Source organism: Hymenobacter sp. B1770, from assembly GCF_049896385.1.
In the GTDB taxonomy this organism is placed as follows: Bacteria; Bacteroidota; Bacteroidia; order Cytophagales; family Hymenobacteraceae; genus Hymenobacter.
In genome coordinates this window covers 324,134-346,738 of record NZ_JAFCUF010000001.1, presented here as the reverse complement: position 1 = coordinate 346,738, position 22,605 = coordinate 324,134, and the positions used below count along the sequence as shown (strand labels likewise).

The 22,605-nt window shown below is 59.6% G+C and carries 21 protein-coding genes; 14 read left to right on the top strand and 7 right to left on the bottom strand.

What is annotated here, in order from left to right; translation table 11 throughout:
- Position 1: 1 nt before the first annotated feature.
- The 5 genes from ACP7AJ_RS01350 (at position 2) to ACP7AJ_RS01330 (ending at position 4,263) form a co-directional block, all read left to right on the top strand.
- On the top strand, positions 2-385 hold the full coding sequence (locus ACP7AJ_RS01350; RefSeq protein WP_426058391.1) for a Rid family detoxifying hydrolase: 384 nt from the start codon (positions 2-4) through the stop codon (positions 383-385).
- A gap of 60 nt (positions 386-445) precedes the next feature.
- Positions 446-637, top strand: a complete 192-nt coding sequence (locus tag ACP7AJ_RS01345; protein WP_426058390.1) for a hypothetical protein — start codon at positions 446-448, stop codon at positions 635-637.
- 153 nt (positions 638-790) lie between these two features.
- Positions 791-2,086, top strand: coding sequence for an erythromycin esterase family protein (locus ACP7AJ_RS01340; RefSeq protein ID WP_426058389.1), 1,296 nt, complete (start codon positions 791-793; stop codon positions 2,084-2,086).
- 87 nt (positions 2,087-2,173) lie between these two features.
- Positions 2,174-3,721: a glutamate--tRNA ligase gene (gene gltX, locus ACP7AJ_RS01335; RefSeq protein ID WP_426058388.1), complete on the top strand. Its 1,548-nt coding sequence runs from the start codon at positions 2,174-2,176 to the stop codon at positions 3,719-3,721.
- 143 nt (positions 3,722-3,864) lie between these two features.
- Complete coding sequence (locus ACP7AJ_RS01330) at positions 3,865-4,263, top strand: hypothetical protein (protein WP_426058387.1); 399 nt, start codon at positions 3,865-3,867, stop codon at positions 4,261-4,263.
- A 24-nt stretch (positions 4,264-4,287) separates the two neighbouring features.
- Here the strand turns inward: ACP7AJ_RS01330 and ACP7AJ_RS01325 are convergent, their stop codons facing one another.
- Entirely contained in the window at positions 4,288-4,842 is a 555-nt protein-coding gene (locus tag ACP7AJ_RS01325) for a hypothetical protein (protein WP_426058386.1), read from the bottom strand.
- Between the two features lie 180 nt (positions 4,843-5,022).
- Between ACP7AJ_RS01325 and ACP7AJ_RS01320 the strand changes: the two genes are divergently transcribed.
- Entirely contained in the window at positions 5,023-5,805 is a 783-nt protein-coding gene (locus ACP7AJ_RS01320) for a TIGR00266 family protein (protein ID WP_426058385.1), read from the top strand.
- A gap of 35 nt (positions 5,806-5,840) precedes the next feature.
- Here the strand turns inward: ACP7AJ_RS01320 and ACP7AJ_RS01315 are convergent, their stop codons facing one another.
- The 3 genes from ACP7AJ_RS01315 to lptB all read right to left on the bottom strand — a co-directional run bounded on the left by ACP7AJ_RS01315 (position 5,841) and on the right by lptB (position 8,671).
- Positions 5,841-6,053, bottom strand: coding sequence for a hypothetical protein (locus tag ACP7AJ_RS01315; RefSeq protein ID WP_426058384.1), 213 nt, complete (start codon positions 6,051-6,053; stop codon positions 5,841-5,843).
- A gap of 167 nt (positions 6,054-6,220) precedes the next feature.
- Positions 6,221-7,771, bottom strand: coding sequence for a GH3 auxin-responsive promoter family protein (locus tag ACP7AJ_RS01310; RefSeq protein WP_426058383.1), 1,551 nt, complete (start codon positions 7,769-7,771; stop codon positions 6,221-6,223).
- 168 nt (positions 7,772-7,939) lie between these two features.
- The gene (gene lptB, locus ACP7AJ_RS01305) at positions 7,940-8,671 is read right to left on the bottom strand and encodes an LPS export ABC transporter ATP-binding protein (RefSeq protein WP_426058382.1); all 732 of its coding nucleotides are present in this window, start codon (positions 8,669-8,671) and stop codon (positions 7,940-7,942) included.
- A gap of 151 nt (positions 8,672-8,822) precedes the next feature.
- Between lptB and ACP7AJ_RS01300 the strand changes: the two genes are divergently transcribed.
- Together ACP7AJ_RS01300 and ACP7AJ_RS01295 are read left to right on the top strand one after the other, a co-directional pair.
- Positions 8,823-10,091, top strand: a complete 1,269-nt coding sequence (locus ACP7AJ_RS01300) for an OmpP1/FadL family transporter (RefSeq protein WP_426058381.1) — start codon at positions 8,823-8,825, stop codon at positions 10,089-10,091.
- A gap of 27 nt (positions 10,092-10,118) precedes the next feature.
- The gene (locus ACP7AJ_RS01295; RefSeq protein ID WP_426058380.1) at positions 10,119-11,597 is read left to right on the top strand and encodes an SGNH/GDSL hydrolase family protein; all 1,479 of its coding nucleotides are present in this window, start codon (positions 10,119-10,121) and stop codon (positions 11,595-11,597) included.
- Between the two features lie 78 nt (positions 11,598-11,675).
- Here the strand turns inward: ACP7AJ_RS01295 and ACP7AJ_RS01290 are convergent, their stop codons facing one another.
- A complete protein-coding gene (locus tag ACP7AJ_RS01290; protein WP_426058379.1) occupies positions 11,676-12,698 on the bottom strand; it encodes a YpdA family putative bacillithiol disulfide reductase in 1,023 nt (340 codons plus the stop codon).
- A gap of 121 nt (positions 12,699-12,819) precedes the next feature.
- Here ACP7AJ_RS01290 and ACP7AJ_RS01285 point away from each other — a divergent pair, with 121 nt between their 5' ends.
- Positions 12,820-13,734 carry a class I SAM-dependent methyltransferase gene (locus ACP7AJ_RS01285; RefSeq protein ID WP_426058378.1) on the top strand — a complete coding sequence of 305 codons (915 nt, stop codon included), beginning with the start codon at positions 12,820-12,822 and terminating at the stop codon, positions 13,732-13,734.
- 126 nt (positions 13,735-13,860) lie between these two features.
- Here the strand turns inward: ACP7AJ_RS01285 and htpG are convergent, their stop codons facing one another.
- Both htpG and ACP7AJ_RS01275 read right to left on the bottom strand, forming a co-directional pair.
- On the bottom strand, positions 13,861-15,684 hold the full coding sequence (gene htpG / locus ACP7AJ_RS01280) for a molecular chaperone HtpG (protein WP_426058377.1): 1,824 nt from the start codon (positions 15,682-15,684) through the stop codon (positions 13,861-13,863).
- 139 nt (positions 15,685-15,823) lie between these two features.
- Positions 15,824-16,303, bottom strand: coding sequence for a hypothetical protein (locus tag ACP7AJ_RS01275; protein ID WP_426058376.1), 480 nt, complete (start codon positions 16,301-16,303; stop codon positions 15,824-15,826).
- A 119-nt stretch (positions 16,304-16,422) separates the two neighbouring features.
- On the opposite strand from ACP7AJ_RS01275, the gene ACP7AJ_RS01270 reads away from it, so the two are divergent.
- The 5 genes from ACP7AJ_RS01270 (at position 16,423) to ACP7AJ_RS01250 (ending at position 22,485) form a co-directional block, all read left to right on the top strand.
- Entirely contained in the window at positions 16,423-16,821 is a 399-nt protein-coding gene (locus ACP7AJ_RS01270) for a hypothetical protein (RefSeq protein WP_426058375.1), read from the top strand.
- 206 nt (positions 16,822-17,027) lie between these two features.
- Positions 17,028-19,352: a TonB-dependent receptor gene (locus ACP7AJ_RS01265; protein WP_426058374.1), complete on the top strand. Its 2,325-nt coding sequence runs from the start codon at positions 17,028-17,030 to the stop codon at positions 19,350-19,352.
- 46 nt (positions 19,353-19,398) lie between these two features.
- Complete coding sequence (locus ACP7AJ_RS01260; protein WP_426058373.1) at positions 19,399-19,956, top strand: hypothetical protein; 558 nt, start codon at positions 19,399-19,401, stop codon at positions 19,954-19,956.
- 145 nt (positions 19,957-20,101) lie between these two features.
- On the top strand, positions 20,102-21,037 hold the full coding sequence (locus ACP7AJ_RS01255; RefSeq protein WP_426058372.1) for an NAD(P)/FAD-dependent oxidoreductase: 936 nt from the start codon (positions 20,102-20,104) through the stop codon (positions 21,035-21,037).
- 509 nt (positions 21,038-21,546) lie between these two features.
- A complete protein-coding gene (locus ACP7AJ_RS01250; RefSeq protein ID WP_426058371.1) occupies positions 21,547-22,485 on the top strand; it encodes a cation diffusion facilitator family transporter in 939 nt (312 codons plus the stop codon).
- Positions 22,486-22,605: the final 120 nt, after the last annotated feature.

The window sequence follows — 22,605 nt, the reverse complement described above, 5'->3', positions numbered from 1 at the left end:
CATGCCCCACCAGATTATCCTGACCGACCAAGCCCCTGCTCCTATTGGCCCCTACTCGCAAGCGGTGAAAGCGGGTACTACCGTCTACGTTTCAGGTCAGATTCCGCTGGATGCTGGCGGCCAGCTTGTGGCAGGCGATGTGGCCGACCAAACCCACCAAGTGCTGAAGAACCTCACGGCCGTGCTGGCTGCTGCCGGCCTCGCCCTGACTGATGTGGTGAAATGCAGCATTTTCGTCAAGGACCTCGCCAACTTCGCCACCATCAACAAGATTTACGGCTCCTACTTTGACGAAGCCACAGCGCCGGCTCGCGAAACGGTAGAGGTAAGCCGCCTGCCCCGCGACGTGGAAGTAGAAATCTCCTGCATTGCCGTAGCTGCATAAGAAAGCGAGCGTATGCAGCGTTGATATGAAAAATCAACGTTTGCTTACGACTCTCGACGCATGAAAGAACTCGGACTCGGACTGTTCATCATTGGGCTGATTTCGCTGGCACTGCCGTTCATCAACCCCAATATCAAATCAGTTTTTTTGACCTGGGTTGACCAGTGGGGAACGACTGTGGCCTGGATAATTCGCGGTGGTATCACACTGCTGGGACTCGTGCTGTGGCTCAGCTTTAAGGATAGAGAATAGGCTTAGCAGCCAAGGCCACAGGTTTTTGAGAGGCTGAGCTTATCGCTAAGCTCCTCGTTAACCAATAATCGGGCAAGGGCGTAGGGTGGTCAAGGCCTACTGGCATGGGCCTGTCCGGAAGCGGGAAACTCATCCCGCTGATTGCTTTTGGCTATGGCTTCTTCCTTCCCCACTTATCCCCTGCAGCAAACAGCCGACCTGGCTCCCGTGCTCGACGCCATTGGCGATGCCCGTGTAGTGCTGCTGGGCGAAGCTTCACACGGTACCCACGAGTACTATACCTGGCGGGCCGCCCTGAGCAAGCGCCTGATTCAGGAAAAGGGGTTTCAGTTTATTGCTGTGGAAGGGGATTGGCCCGACTGCTTCGCGGTGAATGCCGCTATTAAGCAGGACGAGGTGAGCTACGGCTCAGCTGCTCAGCTGCTGCAAACCTTCGACCGTTGGCCGACCTGGATGTGGGGCAACTGGGAAATTGCGGCCCTGGTCGATTGGCTGCACCGGCACAACTTGCGCCAGCCCGCCGAGCAGCGCGTGGGCTTCTACGGCTTGGATGTGTACAGCCTCTGGGAATCGTTGCAGGCGGTGCTGCAGTACGTAGAAAAGCAGGGCGATGGCGCCGTAACGGCCGCTCGCCGCGCCTTTAGCTGCTTTGAGCCCTACAGCACCGACCCGCAGGAGTACGCCCGGGCCGTGGCCTTTGTGTCGGAAGATTGCCAGGATGAAGTGACCGCCGTGCTAAGAGCGCTGCGCACTCAGACTCTGCAGCAACCAGCGGTCGGCCTGCCCGAACGCGAGCTGGCTTTCGGAGCCGAGCAAAATGCCTTAGTGGCCGTCAATGCCGAGCGCTACTACAAGGCCATGCTGCGCGGCGGCGGCGCCTCTTGGAACGTGCGCGACGAGCACATGATGGAGACCCTAACCCGCCTGCTCGACTTGCACGGGCCGGACAGCAAGGCCATCATCTGGGCGCACAACACCCACATCGGCGATGCCCGCTTTACGGACATGCGCCGCGAAGACATGGTGAACATCGGCCAGCTGGCCCGCGAGCAGCTGGGCCGCGATAAGGTTTTCAGTGTAGGCTTTGGCTCATACCAAGGCAGCGTAATTGCCGGTAAAGCCTGGGGAGCGCCGCTGGAAAGCATGACCGTGCCGGCCGCTACCCGCGGCTCCTGGGAACATCAACTGCATAGCCAACTGGGCGGCGATAATGCGCTGCTTTTGTCCTCAGAGCTCAAGCAGATTGACAGCCTGAGCAAAGCCCAGGGGCACCGGGCCATTGGGGTGGTGTATCGGCCGCAGTTCGAGCAGTTTGGCAACTACGTGCCCTCGGTTATTCCGGAGCGGTACGATGCCTTTCTGTTCTTTGATAAAACCCGGGCCCTACACCCGCTTAATATTCATCCTGCCGAGAAGGGCCCGCCAGACCTGTATCCGTGGGGTGAGTAGAACTCGCAACGACTGCCTGCGCGCTACTGGTTACTGGCGTTACCTTTGCGGCGCGTTCCGAACTCCGGAACGCGCTTTTTTTGCGTTATGACTGAGAGAGAAGTTCGGGTGCGCTTTGCACCGTCGCCCACGGGGCCACTGCACATTGGCGGGGTCCGCACGGCCCTTTACAACTATTTGCTGGCCCGCAAGCTGGGCGGCAAAATGCTGCTTCGCATTGAGGACACCGACCAGAACCGCTTCGTGCCCGGCGCCGAAGACTACATTCTGGAGGCCCTGGCCTGGTGCGGCATCGTGATAGACGAAGGCGTGGGTCCCGGCGGTCCGCACGCGCCCTACCGCCAAAGCGAGCGCAAGCCCATGTACAAGCAGTACGCCGACCAGCTCATTGCCAGCGGCCACGCCTACTACGCCTTCGACACGCCCGAGGAACTGGACGCCATGCGCGCCCGCCTGCAGGCCGCCAAGGTGCCCAACCCGCAATACAACAGCATCACCCGCGCCCAAATGCGCAACTCCCTCACCCTACCCGAAGACGAGGTGAAGCAGCTGCTCGACGGCGGCACGCAGTACGTCATTCGCCTCAAAGTGCCCCGTAAAGAGGAAGTACGCTTCCAGGATTTGATTCGGGGCTGGGTGGTGGTGCATTCCTCCGCCATCGATGACAAGGTGCTGATGAAGTCGGACGGCATGCCGACCTACCACCTGGCCAACATCGTGGACGACCACCTGATGGAAATCTCGCACGTCATTCGGGGCGAAGAGTGGCTGCCCTCGGCGCCGCTGCACGTGCTGCTCTACCGCTATTTGGGCTGGGAAAGCACCATGCCGCAGTTTGCTCACTTGCCCCTGCTGCTGAAGCCCGACGGCACCGGCAAGCTTAGCAAGCGCGACGGCGACAAGCTCGGCTTCCCGGTGTTTCCGCTGGAATGGCACGGCATCGACAGCGAAACCGGCGAGCCTACCGTGAGCCGCGGCTACCGCGAAGACGGCTACTTGCCCGAAGCCTTTATCAACTTCCTGGCTTTCCTGGGCTGGAACCCCGGCTCGCAGCAGGAGATTTTTTCGATGGACGAGCTGATTGCTGCCTTCAGCATCGAGCGCGTGAGCAAGTCGCCGGCCCGCTTCGACCAGAACAAGGTGAAGTGGTACAACGAGCATTACCTCCGCGCCAAGTCCGACGCCGAATTGGCCCCCTACCTGCTCACGGCCTTGGCCGAGCACGGCATTGCCTGCAACCAAGCCAAAGCCGAGCAAATTGTGAGCGTGATGAAGGAGCGGGTGAGCTTTCCCAAGGACTTCTGGCAGGAGGCCAAGTACTTCTTCCAAGCGCCGGACAGCTACGATGAGCAGGTTGTGAGCAAGAAGTGGAACCCGCAGGTGAGCAACGTTTTGGCGGCTTATGCCGAGGCCCTGCCCGACAGCTCAGAACCCAGCTCCAACGCCGAAGTAGTAAAGGCGATTTTCAACCAAACCGTTGAAGAGCAAGGCATGAAGCCGGGTCAGGTGCTGCAAGCCTTGCGCGTGGCCGCAACCGGTGCCGCAGCCGGCCCCGACTTGTTTGAGACGCTGGCTATTTTAGGCACTGGCGAAGTTGCCACCCGTCTGCGTAAGGCGGTGGCCACGTTGGGGTAAACACTATGTGCTCCCTTCGCGATAAAGACAAAAGGCTGGCCCATGGTCAGCCTTTTTTATGATGGCCCCACTCCCGACTGACCACCCACGCCCGCAAATTCGCGTAAAGCCTACCACCGCTACCCAACTCAACTGCTTCCGCCATGGCCAAGAAACCTGTTAAACCGAAGTCGAAATCACAGCAAGACCCCGACAAGAAAGCCCGCGTCCACAAAGAGCTGGAAGGCTTTGAGATTGGCGTGAACCCACTGGGCGAAATCACGTCCAATTACAGCATCGAGGAAATCAATCAGTTTTTGGGGCGTCACGTGCGCGACAAAAAATTGGTGGACCGCGCCGGACAGTTCGGCGAAAAGCCCGAACCCGACGAAACTGAGGATGAAGCCTTTCCCATTGCCGATGCCGAGCACGCCCCCGAGCCCGAGGAGACCGAGGAAGACTTTATGAAGCGCACCAGCCGCGAGGCCAAGCGCAAAAAGGCGGCACTCGACCCCGATGCGGCGGCGGCGGAAACTCGCCTCGACTTGCCAGCCGACGAGTAAAGCGGTCTAACACCGGGTGGGCCGCTACAACGAGAGCGAAGCGCCGGTGCGCCGGCCATTCTCAAAGGTTTCCACCCGCAGCAAATTGCCGTCCTTGTACGTTTCGGCGCGTGTGACCTTGCCTGTGTTGTTGTGGATTTCAACGTGCGTGAGCTTCCCTAACTCGTACGTCTCGGTGCGGCTGACGGTGCCGTCGGTGTAAGTTTGAATGGATGTAATCTGGCCGTCTTCGTCGAAGCTTGTCCAGGGTCCGTACCAGTAGAATCGGGCGCCTTTAGCCCCCGTAACCCACTGCGCCGTACCCCGGCGAGCTACTTTTCCGCTGGGGTGCCAGTAGGTTACCTCGCACAAGCCGTCCTCGCCGTAGTGCTCCGAATGGTCGAGCGTGCCGGTGGGTGCATAATAACGGAAGGTACCTACCGGGCGTCCGTGGCGGTACTTCCCCGCGGTGAGTGGTTGCTTGTTGTTGGAGTCATAATAAATACGCCAGCGGCCTTTGGTCATACTGTTGCGGTCGTAGCGGTTACTAGCAGCACAGGAACCTAATAGCAGTCCGATGCTGAGGAGAACTAGGAACACAGAAATGCGCATAGAACGAGAACATTAGAGCGGATTATAAATTTAATTTCTATTTGAAAGCCAAACGTGTCTGCGCCAAAATTTCGTGTCTGCCTGCGCCTATACCCTATATAGTGAACGGCCAGTAGAAATCCCGCGCGCTTTTACCTTTGGCTGCACCAACCATCTTTCCATGCTGCTATGCTTTCTCACGACGTTGACTACCGCATCATTGGTTCCGATATCCAGGTGCTGGAAATTGAGCTCGACCCCAATGAAACCGTGATTGCCGAGGCCGGGGCCATGGTGTATATGGAAGAGGGCATCGCCTTCGAAACCAAGATGGGCGACGGCTCGGAGCCTGACCAGGGCCTAATGGGCAAGCTGTTCTCGGCTGGCACCCGGCTGATTACGGGTGAGTCTTTGTTCATCACCCACTTCACCCACCGCGGGGGCTATGGCAAAAGCCGGGTGGCCTTCTCGGCTCCGTATCCGGGCACCATCATTCCCATCAACTTGAGTGACCTGCCCAACGGCCTTATCGTGCAGAAGGACGGATTTCTGGCCGCGGCGCGAGGCACCAAAATCAGCATGCACTTCAACCAGAAATTCGGGGCCGGACTTTTTGGGGGCGAGGGGTTTATCCTCCAGAAGCTGACTGGTGACGGAAAGGCATTTGTGCACGCTGGTGGCACCATTATCGAGAAAAAACTAAACAACGAACTCTTGCGCGTAGACACTGGCTGTGTGGTCGCGTTCGAGCCGGGCATAGATTTCAGCGTGGCTCGGGCCGGCGGATTAAAATCGATGATATTCGGCGGTGAAGGGCTGTTGCTGGCCACCCTACGCGGCACGGGCCGCGTGTGGATACAGTCGATGCCGGTCAAAAAGCTCATTCGCGCCCTGGCCCCCGGTGGGGGCAACGCCCAAAAAGAAAGTGGCGGCGTGCTGGGCGGCCTGTTTGGGGGCGCTATGGACCAATAAGAAGCGGGCCCTGGGGTGCCAGGCCCCCAGGGCTCTTACCTGCTCATCCCCGTTTGAGCGAAGGTGCTATTGGTATCCGCTACCCCTTTGATGGCAAACCCGAGCGCCACCACAAGCACCAAGCCAACAGCAATGGCTACCCGAATCAAAAATTTAGAGTCTTTCGCCTCATCGTGTTTGCGGCGGTCGATTTCTCGACGCTGGCTGCGTGACTTATACGGGCGTTGAAAGGCCGATTTCTTGGCCATGGGAACAAGAGTTGAATAAGACATAGAGTGGGAATGTTACTGTAATATTACTAAGAATTCCCGAAATGCTATATCACCCGTTCTACAAAACCAAAAATTAACTCACAAGCTGTCTTTTTTCTGTTATTCTTATGACCATGCTCTCCTAATTATTGGCTAGCTGGCCATTACGCGCGGCTGGATTGGTACTTGGCAGCGGTTCGCAGCACGGCTTCCAGCACATCGCGCGAGTTGAGCAGGCGTGGTACTTTGTGTTGGCCGCCAAGCTTGCCTTGGCTGGCCAGCCACGCCTCGAATGTGCCGGCGGGCACGGCGTGCAGCCGTGGGGGTGCCAGCGCCAGGCTGCGGTGCCGCTTGGCAGCATAGTCCGAATTGAGCTCACAAAGCGTAGCGTCGAGCACGGCCCCGAACTTATCGAGGTCGGGCGTAGCGGTGGCCGTTGCGAATTCTATGGCCCACTCATGTCCTCCTCGCGACGAATTTTCGGCAACAAACCAGACCGGCGCAGCAGTAAAATCGCGGACCGCAGCGCCGGTAGCGCGGCTGGCCGCGGCCACGGCGGCTTCGGCGTTTTCGATGACGACTTCCTCTCCGAAAGCATTCAGAAAGTGCTTGGTTCGGCCGGTGATGCGCACCCGGTAGGGGTGCCGGGAAGTGAACCGCACAGTGTCGCCAACGATGTAGCGCCACAAGCCGGCGTTGGTGGTAATGACCACGGCATAAGGCCGGTTCAACTCCACCTCGGCCAGCGGAATGGGGCGCGGGTCGGGGCTGGCCCACTGGTCAGCGGGTAAAAATTCGTAGTAAATACCGTGGTCGAGCAGCAGCAGCAGGTCCTCGCTATCGGGCTGGTCCTGGAGGGCGAAGTAGCCTTCCGACGCGCTGTAGATTTCGAGGTAGCGCATGCGAGCATCGGGAATCAACTGCCGAAACAGCTCGCGGTACGGCCCAAACGCCACAGCACCGTGCAGAAACAGCCGCAAATGCGGCCACACGTGGGTGATGTCGGGCACTCCGGCCAGGGCCACCACGCGGCGCAGCAGCACTACCATCCAGGTGGGCACGCCGGCCAGGGTGCGCACGTCTTGGGTGAGCACGTGAGCCGCAATGCGCTCAATTTTTTCTTCCCACTCCTCCAGCAGGGCCAATGCGAGCGGGGGCGTGCGCATTTGCTCGGCCCACCACGGCAACTGCTGCATGATGACCGCCGAGACATCGCCGGTGCGGGAGGCGGGTTCCTGGGGCCGAAACGGATTGCTGGCGTGTGTGCCACCCAGCGAGAGTGTTTTGCCGGTGAGCAGCCGCTCCTGCGGATAAAACTTAGTGGCCAGGGCCAGCATGTCGCGGCCGGCGCGGTAGTGGCAGTCCTGCAGCGCTTCCCGCGAGACGGGAATGTACTTGCTGCGGTCGTTGGTTGTGCCGCTCGACTTGGCAAACCACTGCGGCCGGCCCGGCCACAGCACGTCGGGCTGGCCGCGCAGCACTTTCTCAATTTCCGGGTACAGCTGTTCGTAGGTGCTGGCCGGTACGCGCCGGCCAAATTCGGCGGCGCTCAGCCGCTCCTTAAAACCGTAGCGGCGGCCCCATTCGGTGGCCTGAGCCCGCGTGAGCAGCTGGTGCAGCACTTGCGCCTGCACGTGGTGCGGCTGCTCGCGGATGCGGGCCAACCGGGGCACGCTGGCCCACTGAACGGCGGGGGCAAGTAGCTGGTCGAACATTTTACTGTTGCATGATGAAGGGACGAAGTAATGGAGTGCTGCGCTAAAAAGCGATGCTCTCCGGCCAAGGGAGACGAGTGCCGCGAAGCCCCTGGCCGAGCTTCTCTCATCATTATGTGCTTCTTATTGCTTCATTATCTCTTTGCTCAAGCTCCCAAGCGCTGTCGTCTATACGGCGCGCTTTAACTCGAAATTTTTGCCCAGGTACACGCGGCGCACCGTTTCGTCGCTGGCCAGGTCTTCGGCAGTGCCGGCCTTCAGGAGCTTGCCTTCGAAAAGCAGATAAGCCCGGTCCACGATGCTGAGGGTGGAGTTCACGTCGTGGTCGGTGATGAGCACACCAATGTTGCGGTGCTTGAGCTTGGACACGATGCCTTGGATTTCTTCGGTCGCGATGGGGTCGACGCCGGCGAAGGGCTCATCGAGCAGCACAAACTTGGGGTCGACAGCCAGGGCGCGGGCAATTTCGGTACGCCGGCGCTCGCCCCCGCTCAGCACTTTGCCCAGGTTTTTGCGCACATGGGTGAGGCTAAACTCCTCGAGCATTTCCTCCACTTTGTTGCGCCGGGCCTCCTTCTTCATGCTGGTCATTTCGAGCACGGCCATGATGTTTTCTTCCACGCTCAGGTCGCGAAACACGCTGGCTTCCTGCGCTAGGTAGCCAACGCCCAGGCGAGCCCGCTGGTAGATGGGCATGGTGGTAATTTCGATGTCGTCGAGGTAGATGCGCCCCGCGTTGGGTTTCACCATGCCCACCATCATGTAAAAGCACGTGGTTTTGCCAGCGCCGTTGGGCCCGAGCAGCCCAACTATTTCGCCCTGCTCCACCGTGACCGACATGTCGTTGACCACGGTGCGGGCTTTGTATTTTTTAATCAGATGGTCAGCGCGAAGAATCATAGGGCAAAGGTAAAGGCTGGTGCCCGGGAAGGCGAAGACGTGCCACAAACGATTGTAATGCGATAAATTATTCGGCTTGCCTAATACTTCACTTGAAAAATTCCGTTACTTTTAGCCCCTACAACCTCACCACCTAAATCTTCTATATTGTATGACGGTAAAAACACTACTCCTTGCGGGCGGGGCTGTCCTGATGGGCGCGTCGAGCGCTAGCGCAGGCGGCTTTCAGGTTTACCTGCCCAGTCAGCAGAGCATTGGCATGGGCGGAGTAGGCGTTGGCCTCTCCATGGAACAGGCCGCGCAGTTTCTGAACCCCGGCGCCATGGCCATGCTGCGCCAGAGCGGCGTGCAAGTGGGCGTGAGTGCAACGTTTGCCCGGTTGGCCTTTCGGCCAGCATCGGGCGGGCCGCAGCGCCAGCTAGAGAATACCACCGTCACGCCGTTTAACCTCTACGCCAGTTTTGGCCCCAAGGAGGGCAAATTCCGGACGGGCATCGCGGTGTATACGCCCTACGGCTCTACGCTGAAGTACGAGAACGGGTGGGAAGGGCGTTTTTCGCTGAGTGAGATTACGCTGCGGGCCATTTATGTGCAGCCCACGGTGAGCTACGCGCTGACCGACAAGCTGAGTGTAGGCGCGGGCCTGATGATTCTAGCTTCGGGCTCGGTGAACCTGCAGCGCGCTGTTGCGCTGCCCTCGGCCGAAGGCAAGATTGAGTTGGACGGCAAGACCAAAACAGGCTTTGGCGTGAATGCCGGCATTTTCTTTAAGCCTTCGGACAAGCTCAGCTTGGGCGTGAGCTACCGCTCCAAGATTGATGCGCGCGTGGAAGGCGGCGATGTAACCGTGACGAACCCCATTCCGGCGCTGCAGTCGCGGTTTGTGGCTAATAAGTTTAATGCCACCCTGCCCCTGCCCGCTACCGTCAACCTCGGCATTGGCATTACGCCCACCGACAAGCTAACCATCGGTGTCGACGTGAACTTCACGCAGTGGAGCGAATACCGCGCCCTCCGCTTCGACTTTACCAAAGATGGGGCCCCTGCCCAAATAGGTACGGCCACGTTCTCGGAGTCGAAACGCTCGTACGAGGACGCGCTGACTTTCCGCCTCGGCGGTCAGTACAAGGTGAACGACAAGCTGGCCCTGCGCCTGGGCACGGCCTACGACATGTCGCCGGTGAAAGACGGCTACGTGACGCCCGAAACGCCCGACAATAACCGCATCATCGGCACGGCCGGTGTGGGCTACAACATCACCGAGAATTTTGGTTTGGATGCGTCCTTTATGTTCCAGGCCATTCTCAAGCGCACGCAAACCGAAGCCGACCTGCTCAACAACGGCACCACTGACCGGGTAGCCGGCACTTATCGCACCAATGTCAGCATCCCTGGCATCGGCTTCCGCTACAACTTTTAAGTCTCACTCCGCTAGTATTTCGTTTGTATGAACCTTATTTTCAAACGTTCCGCGCCCTTTCTAGCGCTGTTAGGTCTTGCGCTTGGCGGCTGCCAGCCCGACCTGAACGATGACCCCAAGTCCAGCGCCGGGCAAGCCGACTTCAGCCGGTACGTTTCTGTAGGCAATTCGCTCACCGCGGGTATTAGCGACGGCGGCCTTTACCGTGAAGGTCAGCTAAATTCTTACCCAAACATCCTGGCTCAACAGTTTAAGCAGGTAGGAGGCGGCGAATTCGTGCAGCCCTTGTTCAGCGAAGCTCAGCTTAATGGCTCGGGTTATTTGCGCTTAGCTGGCTTCACTGCTACCGGTGGGCCCATTACTGCCAACGTGACCACAAACTTAGGCGTGCGCGGCGCTGTACCAACTCGCACTAACCCCTTGCCTCGTCCCCAACCAATCTATACCAAAGACCTCAACGTAATTAACAATCTGGGTGTATCGGGCATCCGTATGTCGGACATTACCACAGCGGGCTTGGGCAACGTGAGCCAAACTGGGGGCACCGCGACCGCACCTACGACAATTTTTAACGAGTACTTCGAGCGCATCACACCCGATGGTAGCAATGAGACCTACTTAGAGCGCGTGCGCCGCACGGTAGACACAGTAAAGCCTACTTTCTTTACCTCCTGGCTCGGCAACAACGACGTTTTGGGCTTTGCCACAGCGGGCGGTGCAGGCAGCTCGCTCACGCCCATCGCCACTTTCACCGCCAACAACAACCAAGTGCTGGACGCCCTCACAGCAGGTGGTGCCAAGGGGGTAGTAGCAACCATTCCGGATGTTACCACTATCCCGTTTTTCACCACGGTTGGGCCGTCATTTAAAGCGACGTTGGCAGCAAACAATGTTCCTGGCATTGTGACCATGACCGGAGCTGCGCCAGGTGGCCCAGCTTCGGGCAACCGGAGGCAGATTGCTACTGTAGACATTCGAGATGCAGCTGGCGCTGGCCGCCAATTATTCACACTCACTTCCGCGCCCTTCCTGGGCTTGCTGGGACGGCCCACGGGCGCTCCATGGCGCTCCTTTGTGCCCCGGGCGAACCTTGCAGGATACTTAACGGCGTATGGTGTTGACACCTTGCAGGCTTTCGGCGCCACCGCAGGCAATCCCATTCCCAGTGCTTTCATCCTCGACGATACAGAACAAGCTCAGGTACAAACCGCTATAACGGCCTTCAATGCCGCACTTGTTAGCGCTGCTAATACTCGCAACCTAGCAATATTCGACGTGAATACATTCTTCCGTTCTATAGCAACCAATGGTCTAGTTGCAAATACGACCACCAATACGGCTGCTTACATATCCGGCAACATTTTCAGCCTGGATGGCGTGCACCCCACTCCGCGTGGCTATGCTCTCATCGCCAATGAGATAATTAAAGTCATCAATGCCAAATACGGGTCTTCGCTACCGGGCGTGGATGCCAGCGCCTACCGCGGCGTACTCTTCCCTCAATAGCCAGCCCCTTGATTTTTAATGAAAACGCCTTCCTCTTTCGGGGAAGGCGTTTTTTTTGTGATAGCGAGGCGGAGAAACTTACGCTGCTTCCTGCTGCTCTGCGCCCACGGCTTGCCGGGCGGCAACATGTGCAGCAATCAGCTGCGCGTGGTGCCGCCCGTTTTCGATAAACCAGCGGCTGGTGGCGCGGCCGCCGCACACGGTGCCGGCCACGTACAGTCCGGGGCGCGTGGTTTCGTGGGTGGTAGGGTCGAAGAGCGGGGCGCGGGCCTCGTCGGCCGGGTCGGGCTCTACGCCGAGACGGCCGAGCAGGGCCTCGTCGGGGTGGTAGCCGGTGAGGGCGTACACGAAGTTGGTGGCAATCGTGAGCGGGCCTTCGGGCGTCAGGATTTCGATGGCCTCGGGGGTTATGGCCGTGACCGTGGTGTTGAAGTAAGCCTTAATGCGGCCTTCGGCAATGCGGTTGACGAGGTCGGGGCGAATCCAGTATTTCACAGAATTGCTGACCTCCGGGCCACGCACGATGAGCGTGACTTTGGCACCGGCACGGGTGAGCTGCAACGCGGCTTTGGCCGAGGAGTTTTTAGCCCCGATGACCACCACGTTTTGGGTGGCGTGCTGGTAGGGCTCTTTGTAGTAGTGGCTAACGTTTGGCAGGTCTTCGCCGGGCACACCGAGCGGGTTGGGCAAGTCGTAGAAGCCGGTGGATACTACCACGGTACGGGTGCGAATCTGGCCCTTGTCGGTGTGCACCGTGAAGTCGCCCTGCTCGCCTTCTAGGGCCTCTACTTTTTCGTGCAGGCGCAGTTCCAGCTTCTCCGTGGCGGCTACGCGGTGGTAGTAGTCGAGGGCGTCTTCGCGCAGAGGCTTGTAGTGGTTGGTTGGGAACGGATAACCTCCGATTTCCAGCAACTCGGGCGTAGAGAAAAACTCCATGTTGGTAGGATAGCCCACGATGGAATTGACGAGCGCGCCTTTTTCTACTACTGCCGTGCGCAGGCCGCAGCGCTGGGCTTCGAGGGCACAGGCGAGGCCAACGGGGCCGGCGCCAATAATGAGAACGTCGAGCATATAGAGAACTCCGCTTTTCGGCTGGAGCATAATTGAGCGAAGTAGCGCGACCTTTGTGGTTCGCGTTCCCGCGTTGTTGTTACGAAATTGACCGTGCTGCAACGCGAACTACAACCGAAGGTCGGCGTAGTCCATCGTTCGCGCTACTTCCATGCGTACCTGCGACTTGTGCGGCAGCACCAAATTTAAAAAGCTGCCTTTCTACTACGAATTTGAAGGCCAAAAGCTGCAAGGCACCCAGTGCCAAAGCTGCGACCTGATGTTTCTGAACCCCCAGCCTACGCCCGCGCAGCTGGAACGGCTCTACGGTAAGGACTATTTCACGGAGCGACCCAACTACGACCGCACCCAGCAGGAGGTGGTTTTCATTGAGGAAGGCCAGAAGCGTGATGTATTAAACCAGGTCCGGCCCGACAAGTTCACTAACTACGTTCTGGCCAAGTACCCTGGCCGCAAGTTCCGCTATCTAGAAGTGGGTTGCGGCCCCGGCTACACTCTGAAAAGCCTGCAGGCCCTAGGCTGGGAAACCCACGGCCTGGAAATCTCCGAGCACGCCGCCGAATTTGCCCGCCGCGAGCTGCAGCTACCCGTGGTGACCGGCAACATCGAAACCACCGAGGACTTCCACGAAAATCAGTTCGACCTTGCCTATATGGGCGATGTGCTCGAGCACCTGCTCTCACCCAGCGCCACGCTGGCCAAATTCCACCGCATTCTGTCGAACGATGGCCTGTTGGTGTTGGCCCTGCCGTCGGTGTTGAACCTGCCCACGGTGCGGCTGGGCTTTACCGCTTACGGCCTATTGGGCAAAGAGCGCAAGATGGATATCCCGCCTTATCACCTCTTTGAATTCACGCCGGCTACCATAACCAAGATGCTCAAGAAGCAGGGTTTTGAAGTGGTGGAGCTGCTGAACCCCGTGAAGCCGCCCAAGAATATCCGCCTTGGAGGCAGCATGGTGGAGAAGGTGGGCAAGCTGGCCGGGCAGTACCCTACTTATTACTTGAATAAGATGACCGGGCGGTTTGGGGATAGGATGTTTGTGGTGGCGCGGAACGTGAAGTAGCGCGGACTTTTAGTCCGCGTCTCCAATGCTACAAACCCTTTCAGTGCATAAAAAAAACGACTGAAGCATCTCAAGCTTCAGTCGTTTTTTCTCGTATGGTCGCGGACTAAAAGTCCGCGCTACTGTTTACAGCAGTTCGGTGCTGCGCTTCACGAAGGCCGTCAGGGCCTCGCCTTTCAGCATACCCTGAGCCAGCAGCGCCAGGTCGAAGGCTTGCTTGGCCAGCTTCTCGCCGCTGCCGCCATCGGCCAGCACTTTCTGGGCTATGGGGTGGTTGGCGTTCACTGTCACGTCGTACGATTCGGGGAAGGCGCCAAACATCTGCATGCCGCCTCCGCCGCCGGTGCGCTGCATGTCTTTCATGCGGCGCATGAACTCGTTTTGGGTGATGACGACGGGCGCGTCCTGGGGCGAGAGAGCAGCCACTTTCACGTGCATGGTCTCGTTGGCAATGGCCGACTTGAAGAGGTCGGTGAGCTTGGTTTGCTCATCTTCGCTCAGCACGCTTTCGGTGGTGCTGTCTTTTTCGATGAGCTTGCTCACCGTGTCGGCATCGACGCGCTTGAAGCTGGTTTTCTCCAGTTTCTGCTCCAGCTGGCCCACGAAGTGCGGGTCTAGTACGTGGTCGAAGTTCAGCACGTCGTAGCCCCGCTCCTGGGCAGCCGCCACGAAGCTGTGCTGGTGCTCGGCATCGTTGGTGTAAAGCACCACGGTGCTGTCGTTCTTGTCCTTCTGGTTGGCCTGGATGTGCTCGGTGTACTCGTTGAGGGTGAACAGCTTGTTGTCCACGTTTTTCAGCAGCACGAAGTCCTTGGCCTTCTCATAGAACTTCTCATCGGAGAGCATGCCGTACTTCACGAACAAGCCAATGTCGTTCCACTTCTCCTCGTAGCCGGGCCGGTCCTGCTTGAAGAGGCTGCTGAGCTTGTCGGCTACTTTCTTGGTGATGTAAGTGTTGATTTTGCGCACCGCAGCATCAGCCTGCAGAAAGCTACGCGACACGTTCAGCGGGATATCGGGCGAGTCGATGACGCCATGCAGCAGCATTAGGAACTCGGGCACCACGTCCTTCACTTCGTCGGTGATGAACACTTGGCGCGAATAGAGCTGAATCTTGTTGCGCTGGAACTGCAGTTCGTCCTTCACCTTGGGGAAGTACAGAATACCAGTCAGGTTAAACGGGTAGTCCACGTTCAGATGAATCCAGAACAGGGGCTCCTCCATGCTCATGGGGTAGAGCTCCTGGTAGAATTTCTTGTAGTCCTCATCGGTCAGCTCCGAGGGCTGCTTGGTCCAGATGGGCGTGGTCTGGTTGATAACCTCGCCCTCGAACTCAATCGGGATGGGCAGGAACTTGCAGTACTTGGTAAGGATGGTGCGCAGGCGGGCTTCCTCCAGGAATTCGTCGGAGTCGGCGGCTACGTGCAGCACCACGTCGGTGCCGCGCTCGGCCTTCTCGGTGGTTTCGATAGTAAACGACGTGCTGCCGTCGCAGGTCCAGTGGGCACCTTCAGTGCCCTCCTGGTGGCTTTGCGAGAAGATTTCAACCTGCTCGGCCACCATGAAGGCCGAGTAGAAGCCCAAGCCAAACTGACCGATAATCTGGTCTTTGGTGGCGGCGTCCTTGTCCTTGTACTGCTCCACAAACTCGGTGGCGCCGGAGAAGGCAATCTGGTTGATGTACTTCTTGATTTCCTCGGCCGTCATGCCCAGGCCATGGTCGGAAATCGTGATTTTGCGGGCTTCTTTGTCCACGGTCACGCGCACTTTCAGCTCGCCCAGCTCACCCTTGAACTCGCCCAGCTGGGCCAGGCTTTTGAGCTTCTGGGTGGCATCGACGGCGTTGCTGACCAGTTCCCGCAGGAAAATCTCGTGGTCGGAATACAAGAACTTCTTGATGATGGGGAAGATGTTCTCGGTGTGGATGGAGATGGAGCCGGTTTCTTGCATGATAATTGAATAGGGAAACGGTTGAATGCAGACGGAATGGCCGGGCACAGGGCCGCGAGCCGCAGACCGAGCGGCATTCAAAGGACGTTCCAACGGGAGGGGCGCTGTCAGATTGACAGCGGCAAGACCGACAACGGACCTAGTTGAGGGACCGATAGAAGGTTGGCGACTCGGCTGTATTACCCGAAGCCGAGGGCAAGTTGGGTCCGTGCACGGCGTTCCACTCGGCCAGCAACATTGGCAGACGAGGAGAATAATCGCAAAGCCAATGCAGGGCAGGCACGGTTGTCAAAAAAAACTGGATGTCAAATTTGATAAGCGGACGCGCGGTTGCAATGAGGGAGTCGACGGCCAGCTGATTGTGCACCCGGCGGCGGTTAATCGCCAAAACCAGGCGCTCGATTGGCAGCTTCACCAGCTCGGGCATCCAGTTTGAACCCATCCAGACCTGGTCATAAACCGATATGTCCGGAAAACTATTCATGTCCAATAGGATATACCTTGTTTGTAACTGCCGAGCCAACGCTAAAACCTGCTCGGCACTGGTCCGGAAGATTCGCATGTCCTGGCCCGAAGCCCACTCAATGCGCAGCAAGCCCAAGGCTTCGTCGTACTGCACAGATAGGTCGGAGATTGTTGTAATTATCACAAAAGATTGCGCTTGAGACGCTTGAGGCAAAGACACTGGACAGGCCACGTAAAAGCTCGCCTCTTTGAATTGTTCTTAAACGACCGTGGTTGAAAAAGATTCTCCTCGACGCGTTTTATTTCTTTCCTCGCATCTTTGCACCCGTGTCCGCCCTGCGTTCCCATATCGCCCTGCTCCTGCTGCTCTGCCTCACGCGGACGCTGCTGCCCGAGACGTGGGTATTGGATTTGCATGCCCACACCCACACCACGGAAGAACCCGCCCAAGCCCCGGCTTTTCGGAGCAAGGGCAAGGCCTTGGTTAGCGCCCAGCATCAGCACTGTCCGGTAGAGCACTTCTACGATGTGCCGTTTCTGTTGAATCTGCCCGTGTTGCTGCCCCAGCCGGCGGCCCAACCGTGCTTTGCGATGGCCCCCGTGCCTACCACGGCCACTGCGCCTTGGATTGCCCGGCAACCGGCCCAACTGCGGGGTCCGCCGGCCGCATAGCGGCTCCCGGCTTTTCCTAATTTTAAAGCGATGCTTTGCCCTGACCCTGCCGCGGTCTGGGGGCTAGCTTGCGCTTATGTCGCCGTTGTGCGGCGCTGCTCATTTATTTCATGAGGGTAATTTTCTGCTTGGCTGGCCGCGTTGCGGTATGGCTGGCGATGGTAATGACAGGGCTAATGGCCCTGCCGGTTCGGGCGCAAGATACTTTGACACCAAGCACTTGCACCTTGGCTTTGGCTGGCCGCGTGGCCGACCACGAGTCGGGCGTGGTGCTGCCTGGCGCTACGGCCCGGCTGTTGGAAACAGGTGAAGTGAGCGCCGCCGACCCCTACGGCAACTACCACTTCCACGTGTGCGCCGGCACCTACCACCTCGAGGTGAGCTTCGTGGGCTTCCGCTCCGAAACCATCGAAGTGCGGGTGATGAGTTCTGTGGTACGCAACTTCCAGCTACATCCCGATGCGGTGATGCTGCAGGGCGCGATAGTGCGCGGGCATGCCCCGGCGCCACCCAACACCCAAGCCACTGCAGCCCTGAGTGGCGCCGACCTGGCGGCTACCCGCGGCCAGACCTTGGGCGAAGCCTTGCTGAAAGTGAGCGGGGTTTCGGCCATCCAAACCGGGCCCAACGTGTTCAAGCCCATGATTCACGGCTTGCATTCCAACCGCGTGGCCCTGCTCAACAACGGGGTGCGGCAGGAAGGCCAGCAGTGGGGTCAGGACCACGGGCCGGAAATTGACCCCTTCGTGGCTTCGCAGCTGACAGTGGTGAAGGGCGCGGCCGGTGTTCGGTACGGGGCCGATGCCATTGGTGGGGTGGTGCTGGTGCAGCCGGCTGCGCTGCCTGACTCAGCGGGCACAACGGGCGAGGTGCACGCGGTGGGGGCTTCCAACAATGGGCTGGGCGCCTTGTCGGCCACGGTGCAGGGCTCGCCAGCTAAGCTGTCTTCGCTCGCCTGGCGGGTTCAAGGCACGGTGCGGCGGGCCGGGCTTTCGCGCACACCGGATTACTGGATAAGCTCGTCGGCCCTGGCGGAGTACAACTACTCCGGCGCCGTGGGTTGGCAGCGGGAGCGCTGGGGGGTGGAGGCCTTTGTGAGCCAATACAACGCCCAGCTCGGCCTGTATCCGGTGCCGGAAAACTGGAACCTCACCGCCCGCACTGGCTCGGTGGCGCCGCTGCCGGCCACGTTCACCTATGCGCTGGACCGGCCTTACCAGGAAATTCAGCACACGCTATTTAAGCTCAATAGCTTTTACAGGCTGAACGGCTGGGGCGGACGCCTGAACCTGACGCTGGCCCAGCAGGCCGACCGCCGGGGCGAGTACGACAAGTACCGACCTCGTAATGAAAACGTGGCCCGGAAAAACCTGCCGGAGCTGGACTACCGCAACCAAACCAGTACCGCCGACCTGCGTTGGGAGCCCCATTCCCACGGCGATTTCAGCGGCGAGCTGGGCCTGAGTGGCTCTTACCAGGACAATACATATCGGCCGGGCAGCCGCTACTTCATCCCCTATTTCACCAACTTGGGCGGGGGGGCCTATGCCCTGGGGCACTGGCGGCCGGGCCCCTGGCTATTGGAAACCGGGCTGCGCCTCGACCGCCGCTACCTCGAAACCCGTCGGCCTACCCGCGCGAGTGGTGCCTTCGCCGTTGTTGAGGAAAGCTTTGCGTTCACCACGCCGGCGCTGTCGGCCGGAATAGCCCGGGAGCTGGGGCCGCACGTGACGCTGCGGGCCGATGCCAGCCTGCTGCAACGGGCACCGGCCGCCAACGAGCGCGCCAGCCAGGGTGTACACAACGGCATTTACGAAGAGGGCTACGACATCACCCGGCCGCCCGGCACGCCGGGCCTGGGCCCGGAAACGGCCCGGTCGGCGGCGTTCAGCATGAGCTGGCACGACCACCCGCGCCTCAACGGGGAGCTGACGTTGTACCAGACCCACATCCGGAACTACATTTTCCAGACGCCTATTCCGCCCGTGCTCGACATCCGGGGGCTGTTTCCCTCCTACCGCTTTCAGCAAACCGACGCTCGCTTCCAAGGGCTCGACCTGCTGCTGGCCTACCGGGTGGCCCGGCCCCTCACGCTGGGCGCGAAGGCAGCCACGGTGGTAGAACGGGATTTGCGCCGGGACGATTACCTCATTCTAGCTCCCGCCGACCGCCTCGAAGGCTGGCTGCGCTACGAAGCCGACGGGGCCCGCAACGCGGCGCGCCGCGTGCGGGGCTTTTATGCGCAGCTCGGAGCACAGGGCGTGCGCCGCCAAACCCGCGTGCCCCGCGACAATGACCAGCGCGATTACCAAGACCCACCGCCCGGCTACTGGCTGCTTGGTGCCGAACTCGGTGGCACGCTGCAGCTGGGACCCCGCACTCCGCTGGAAATCAGCCTGACCGGCACCAACCTGCTCGACCAGCGCTACCGCGACTACCTCAACCGCTACCGCTATTTCCTCGACGAAATAGGCCGCAACGTGACGCTGCGGTTGCGCGTGCCGCTCGCCTTCGGCACTTCCAAAAACTAAACTTTTCACCTTCTCCACATCTTTTCATTTTTCACCTTTTCTTCCCATGACTATTTTCCAATCCCGCTTCCGCCTGGCTGCTTTGCTGCTGGCTTTTCCGCTCGCTTTTTCGGCCTGTAAGAAAGACAAAGACCCAGAGCCCGAAGAAGACAACGAGCAAATCACGACCGTGACGTATGTGCTCACGCCCACCACCGCTGGTGCCGGCACTGCTACCGTAACCTGGCGCGACCTGGACGGAGCCGGCGGCAACGCCCCCACCATTGGCACTCTGAACCTGCGGGCTAATACCACTTATACCGGCGCCATTACCCTGCTCGACGAGACCAAGACCCCGGTGACTGACATCACCAAAGAAGTAGCAGAAGAGAGCGACGAGCACTTATTCATCTATCAGGGCACGCCCGCCAGCTTGCTCAACATTACGCGCACCGACCGCGACAAGAAGAACCTGGAAATTGGCCTCACTACGCAGGTAATTACCAATGCGGCCGGCACCGGCACGCTGAAAATCACCCTGCGCCACCAGCCCGGCAGCAAGAACGGCTCGGAAACTCCCGGCGATACCGATGTGGAAGTAACCTTCCCTGTGACGGTGCAGTAACCGCTGCCCTGTTTCTATCGGCCTTCGGGAAGCGAACTCTGGCTCAGTGCCGGAGTTTGCTTCCCGAATACTTGGTGAAGGAGACTTATTCCTGCCTTTGCCTGCACTCGCTATCAACTAATCTTTTCTGCAACTCTTATCCGTTATGCGTAGAATCCCCCGGCCGACTGCGGCTCATTACGACATGATAATCGTGGGCGCTAGCAATGCCGGCCTTAGTGCTGCCCTGGTGCTTGGACGTTCGCGGCGCCGCGTGCTGGTGCTCGACGGCGGTCCCTCCCGCAATGCTCCGGCCTTCCACTCCCATAGCTTCTTTACGCGCGACGGTGCAGCCCCTGAGGAGCTGCTGCGCATCGGCCGGGAGCAATTGCGGCCCTACCAGGTAGAAATTTGCGCAGACCAGGCCCGTGAAGCCCGCGTATCGGCTGCTGGTCATTGCGAGCTGACCCTCAGTAGCGGCGCCGAGGTGTCGGCCCTTGCGCTGATACTGGCGACCGGCGTCGTCGACGAGCTGCCCGCCGTGCCGGGCCTGGCCGAGCTGTGGGGCCGGGGCGTCTACCACTGTCCCTACTGCCACGGCTGGGAAGCCCGCTACAGCCAAGTGGCCGTGTATGGCCGTGGCGAAAGCGGCTACCAGCAGGCCGTGCACCTGCACCACTGGGCCCCCCGTCTGGCGCTGTGCACCGACGGACCCGCCGACCTTGCTCCGGCCCAACGCGAGCACCTGGCTCTGCTGGGCATTGCCGTGCTCGAAACGCCCGTAAAAACTATCGACGGCACGGCCAAGTGCTTGCGGGCCGTATTATTTGAGGATGGCAGCCGCCAAGCGGTAGACGCCCTCTTTGTGCGCCCTGTGCAACGCCAGCGCAGCGACCTAGCCAAGCAGTTGGGCTGCCATTTCACGGCCGACAACGTGTATGTGGAGGTAAACGATGCCGGCCAAACCAGTGTACCCAACGTTTTTGCAGTGGGCGACATGACTGGCCCCTACCAACAGGCAATTCTAGCGGCTGCTAGTGGCACCCGCGCAGCTACCTTCCTCAATAATGAGTTGATTTTGCAGGACTGCGTGCTGGCCTAGAGCCATTGCCTAATCGGAGCCAGTTTGCTAGTCCGGCTCACATCAAGAACCTTCTAAAGCTGAGCTAGTCTACATTGACTGCTCAGCTTTTTTTGTGCTTTGAGACATGATTTAATACGCTGGCAAGTGTATAGATAGGGCTGCAGGGAGGATTTACGGCTGTGTTCAATCCGTTTTTTCAAGGTGCTGTGCTCCCGGCGAAAGCAGACCCGGTGCTAACACCCTCCTCGTCCGCGGCTCTTCTGCGAGAGGAACTGCTCACCCACCGCGAACGCGCGCAGACGCAGCTTTACTGCCGGGCGTTTCTCCAGATGCGCCGGTATGGGGGCAGCCAAGGCGGCACCAAGTTATGCCTGCGGGCCCACAAAGCTGACGCGGCAGAATTTGGTTAAAGAGGCGCTGGCAACCACCACTGTTAGAATTAATTTTGAATTGCTCCGTAGCAAAGGCACAAACTGCACCGATTGCGCGGCTGTTGCGTTCTTGCGACAGTACTACGTGCTTCCTTCATGCCTCACGACCACGCCCATCACTCGCATGGCCACGCTGGCCACGCGCATGCGGCCCCACCGCCCGGGGGCGCCTTCAGCGCGGCCTTCGCCACCGGTATTGCCCTCAACCTGGGCTTCGTGGTGGCCGAAACCATTGGCGGCCTAGCGGCCAATTCGGCGGCCCTGCTCGCCGACGCGGGCCACAACCTGAGCGATGTGCTGAGCTTGGCTCTGGCCTGGGGCGCCGCCTGGCTGGCTGGCCGGCGCTCCTCTAGCCGCTACACGTATGGGTACAAAGGCGCTACCATTCAGGCGGCGCTACTGAACGCTGCTTTGCTCTACGCCGCGCTGGGCTTCATCCTCTGGGAAACCATCGACCACTTTCGCCACCCGGCCCCCGTGAACGGCACCACGGTAATGCTGCTGGCGGGCCTCGGGGTACTCATCAACGGCTTCACGGCTTGGTTGTTCCGGCACGGGCAAAAGAGTGACGTGAACGTGCGCGGTGCCTACCTGCACATGGTTACCGACATGCTCGTGAGCGTGGGCGTAGTAGCAGGCGGCGGCTTGGTAATGCTAACCGGCTGGACCTGGCTCGACCCCGTCATTGGCCTCATTATTCTGAGCCTGATTGCCGTCAGTTCCTGGAGCCTGCTACGCGACACCGTTCGTCTGGGCCTGCAAGCCGTGCCCAACGGCATCGACCTGGCGGCCGTGCAAACCTTCCTCCTGAGCCAGCCCGACGTGGTGAGCGTGCACGACCTGCACGTGTGGAGCCTGAGCAGCGGCGACCACGACACGGCCCTTACCGCCCACCTCGTGCGCCCCGGCGGCGCCGATGCCGCGTGGCTGGCCCGCTTGGCCAAGGGCCTGGAAACCGAGTTCCACATTCACCACAGCACCGTGCAGGTAGAGGACGGTCCCACGCCCGGTGGCTGCGCCAGCGGCTGTTCTTGAAGCAGAACGCTTCTATTGGTAGTGAAGAGTATCCAAGCGGCGTTGAAGAAAAGAGCCCAGCGCTAGGTGACTAAGCAGCCAGTGCGTCAATCTGGATAGCAGCACGGTCGTCGCTAAATA

Bases quoted from the DNA above. Each gene is read 5' to 3' on its own strand.
- ACP7AJ_RS01295 (WP_426058380.1), top strand. From the start codon at position 10,119: ATGAACCTTATTTTCAAACGTTCCGCGCCCTTTCTAGCGCTGTTAGGT.
- ACP7AJ_RS01285 (WP_426058378.1), top strand. From the start codon at position 12,820: ATGCGTACCTGCGACTTGTGCGGCAGCACCAAATTTAAAAAGCTGCCT.
- ACP7AJ_RS01350 (WP_426058391.1), top strand. From the start codon at position 2: ATGCCCCACCAGATTATCCTGACCGACCAAGCCCCTGCTCCTATTGGC.
- ACP7AJ_RS01345 (WP_426058390.1), top strand. From the start codon at position 446: ATGAAAGAACTCGGACTCGGACTGTTCATCATTGGGCTGATTTCGCTG.
- ACP7AJ_RS01340 (WP_426058389.1), top strand. From the start codon at position 791: ATGGCTTCTTCCTTCCCCACTTATCCCCTGCAGCAAACAGCCGACCTG.
- ACP7AJ_RS01310 (WP_426058383.1), bottom strand. From the start codon at position 7,771: ATGTTCGACCAGCTACTTGCCCCCGCCGTTCAGTGGGCCAGCGTGCCC.
- ACP7AJ_RS01250 (WP_426058371.1), top strand. From the start codon at position 21,547: ATGCCTCACGACCACGCCCATCACTCGCATGGCCACGCTGGCCACGCG.
- ACP7AJ_RS01300 (WP_426058381.1), top strand. From the start codon at position 8,823: ATGACGGTAAAAACACTACTCCTTGCGGGCGGGGCTGTCCTGATGGGC.
- ACP7AJ_RS01315 (WP_426058384.1), bottom strand. From the start codon at position 6,053: ATGGCCAAGAAATCGGCCTTTCAACGCCCGTATAAGTCACGCAGCCAG.
- ACP7AJ_RS01290 (WP_426058379.1), bottom strand. From the start codon at position 12,698: ATGCTCCAGCCGAAAAGCGGAGTTCTCTATATGCTCGACGTTCTCATT.
- ACP7AJ_RS01330 (WP_426058387.1), top strand. From the start codon at position 3,865: ATGGCCAAGAAACCTGTTAAACCGAAGTCGAAATCACAGCAAGACCCC.
- ACP7AJ_RS01260 (WP_426058373.1), top strand. From the start codon at position 19,399: ATGACTATTTTCCAATCCCGCTTCCGCCTGGCTGCTTTGCTGCTGGCT.
- htpG (WP_426058377.1), bottom strand. From the start codon at position 15,684: ATGCAAGAAACCGGCTCCATCTCCATCCACACCGAGAACATCTTCCCC.
- gltX (WP_426058388.1), top strand. From the start codon at position 2,174: ATGACTGAGAGAGAAGTTCGGGTGCGCTTTGCACCGTCGCCCACGGGG.
- lptB (WP_426058382.1), bottom strand. From the start codon at position 8,671: ATGATTCTTCGCGCTGACCATCTGATTAAAAAATACAAAGCCCGCACC.
- ACP7AJ_RS01320 (WP_426058385.1), top strand. From the start codon at position 5,023: ATGCTTTCTCACGACGTTGACTACCGCATCATTGGTTCCGATATCCAG.
- ACP7AJ_RS01255 (WP_426058372.1), top strand. From the start codon at position 20,102: ATGCGTAGAATCCCCCGGCCGACTGCGGCTCATTACGACATGATAATC.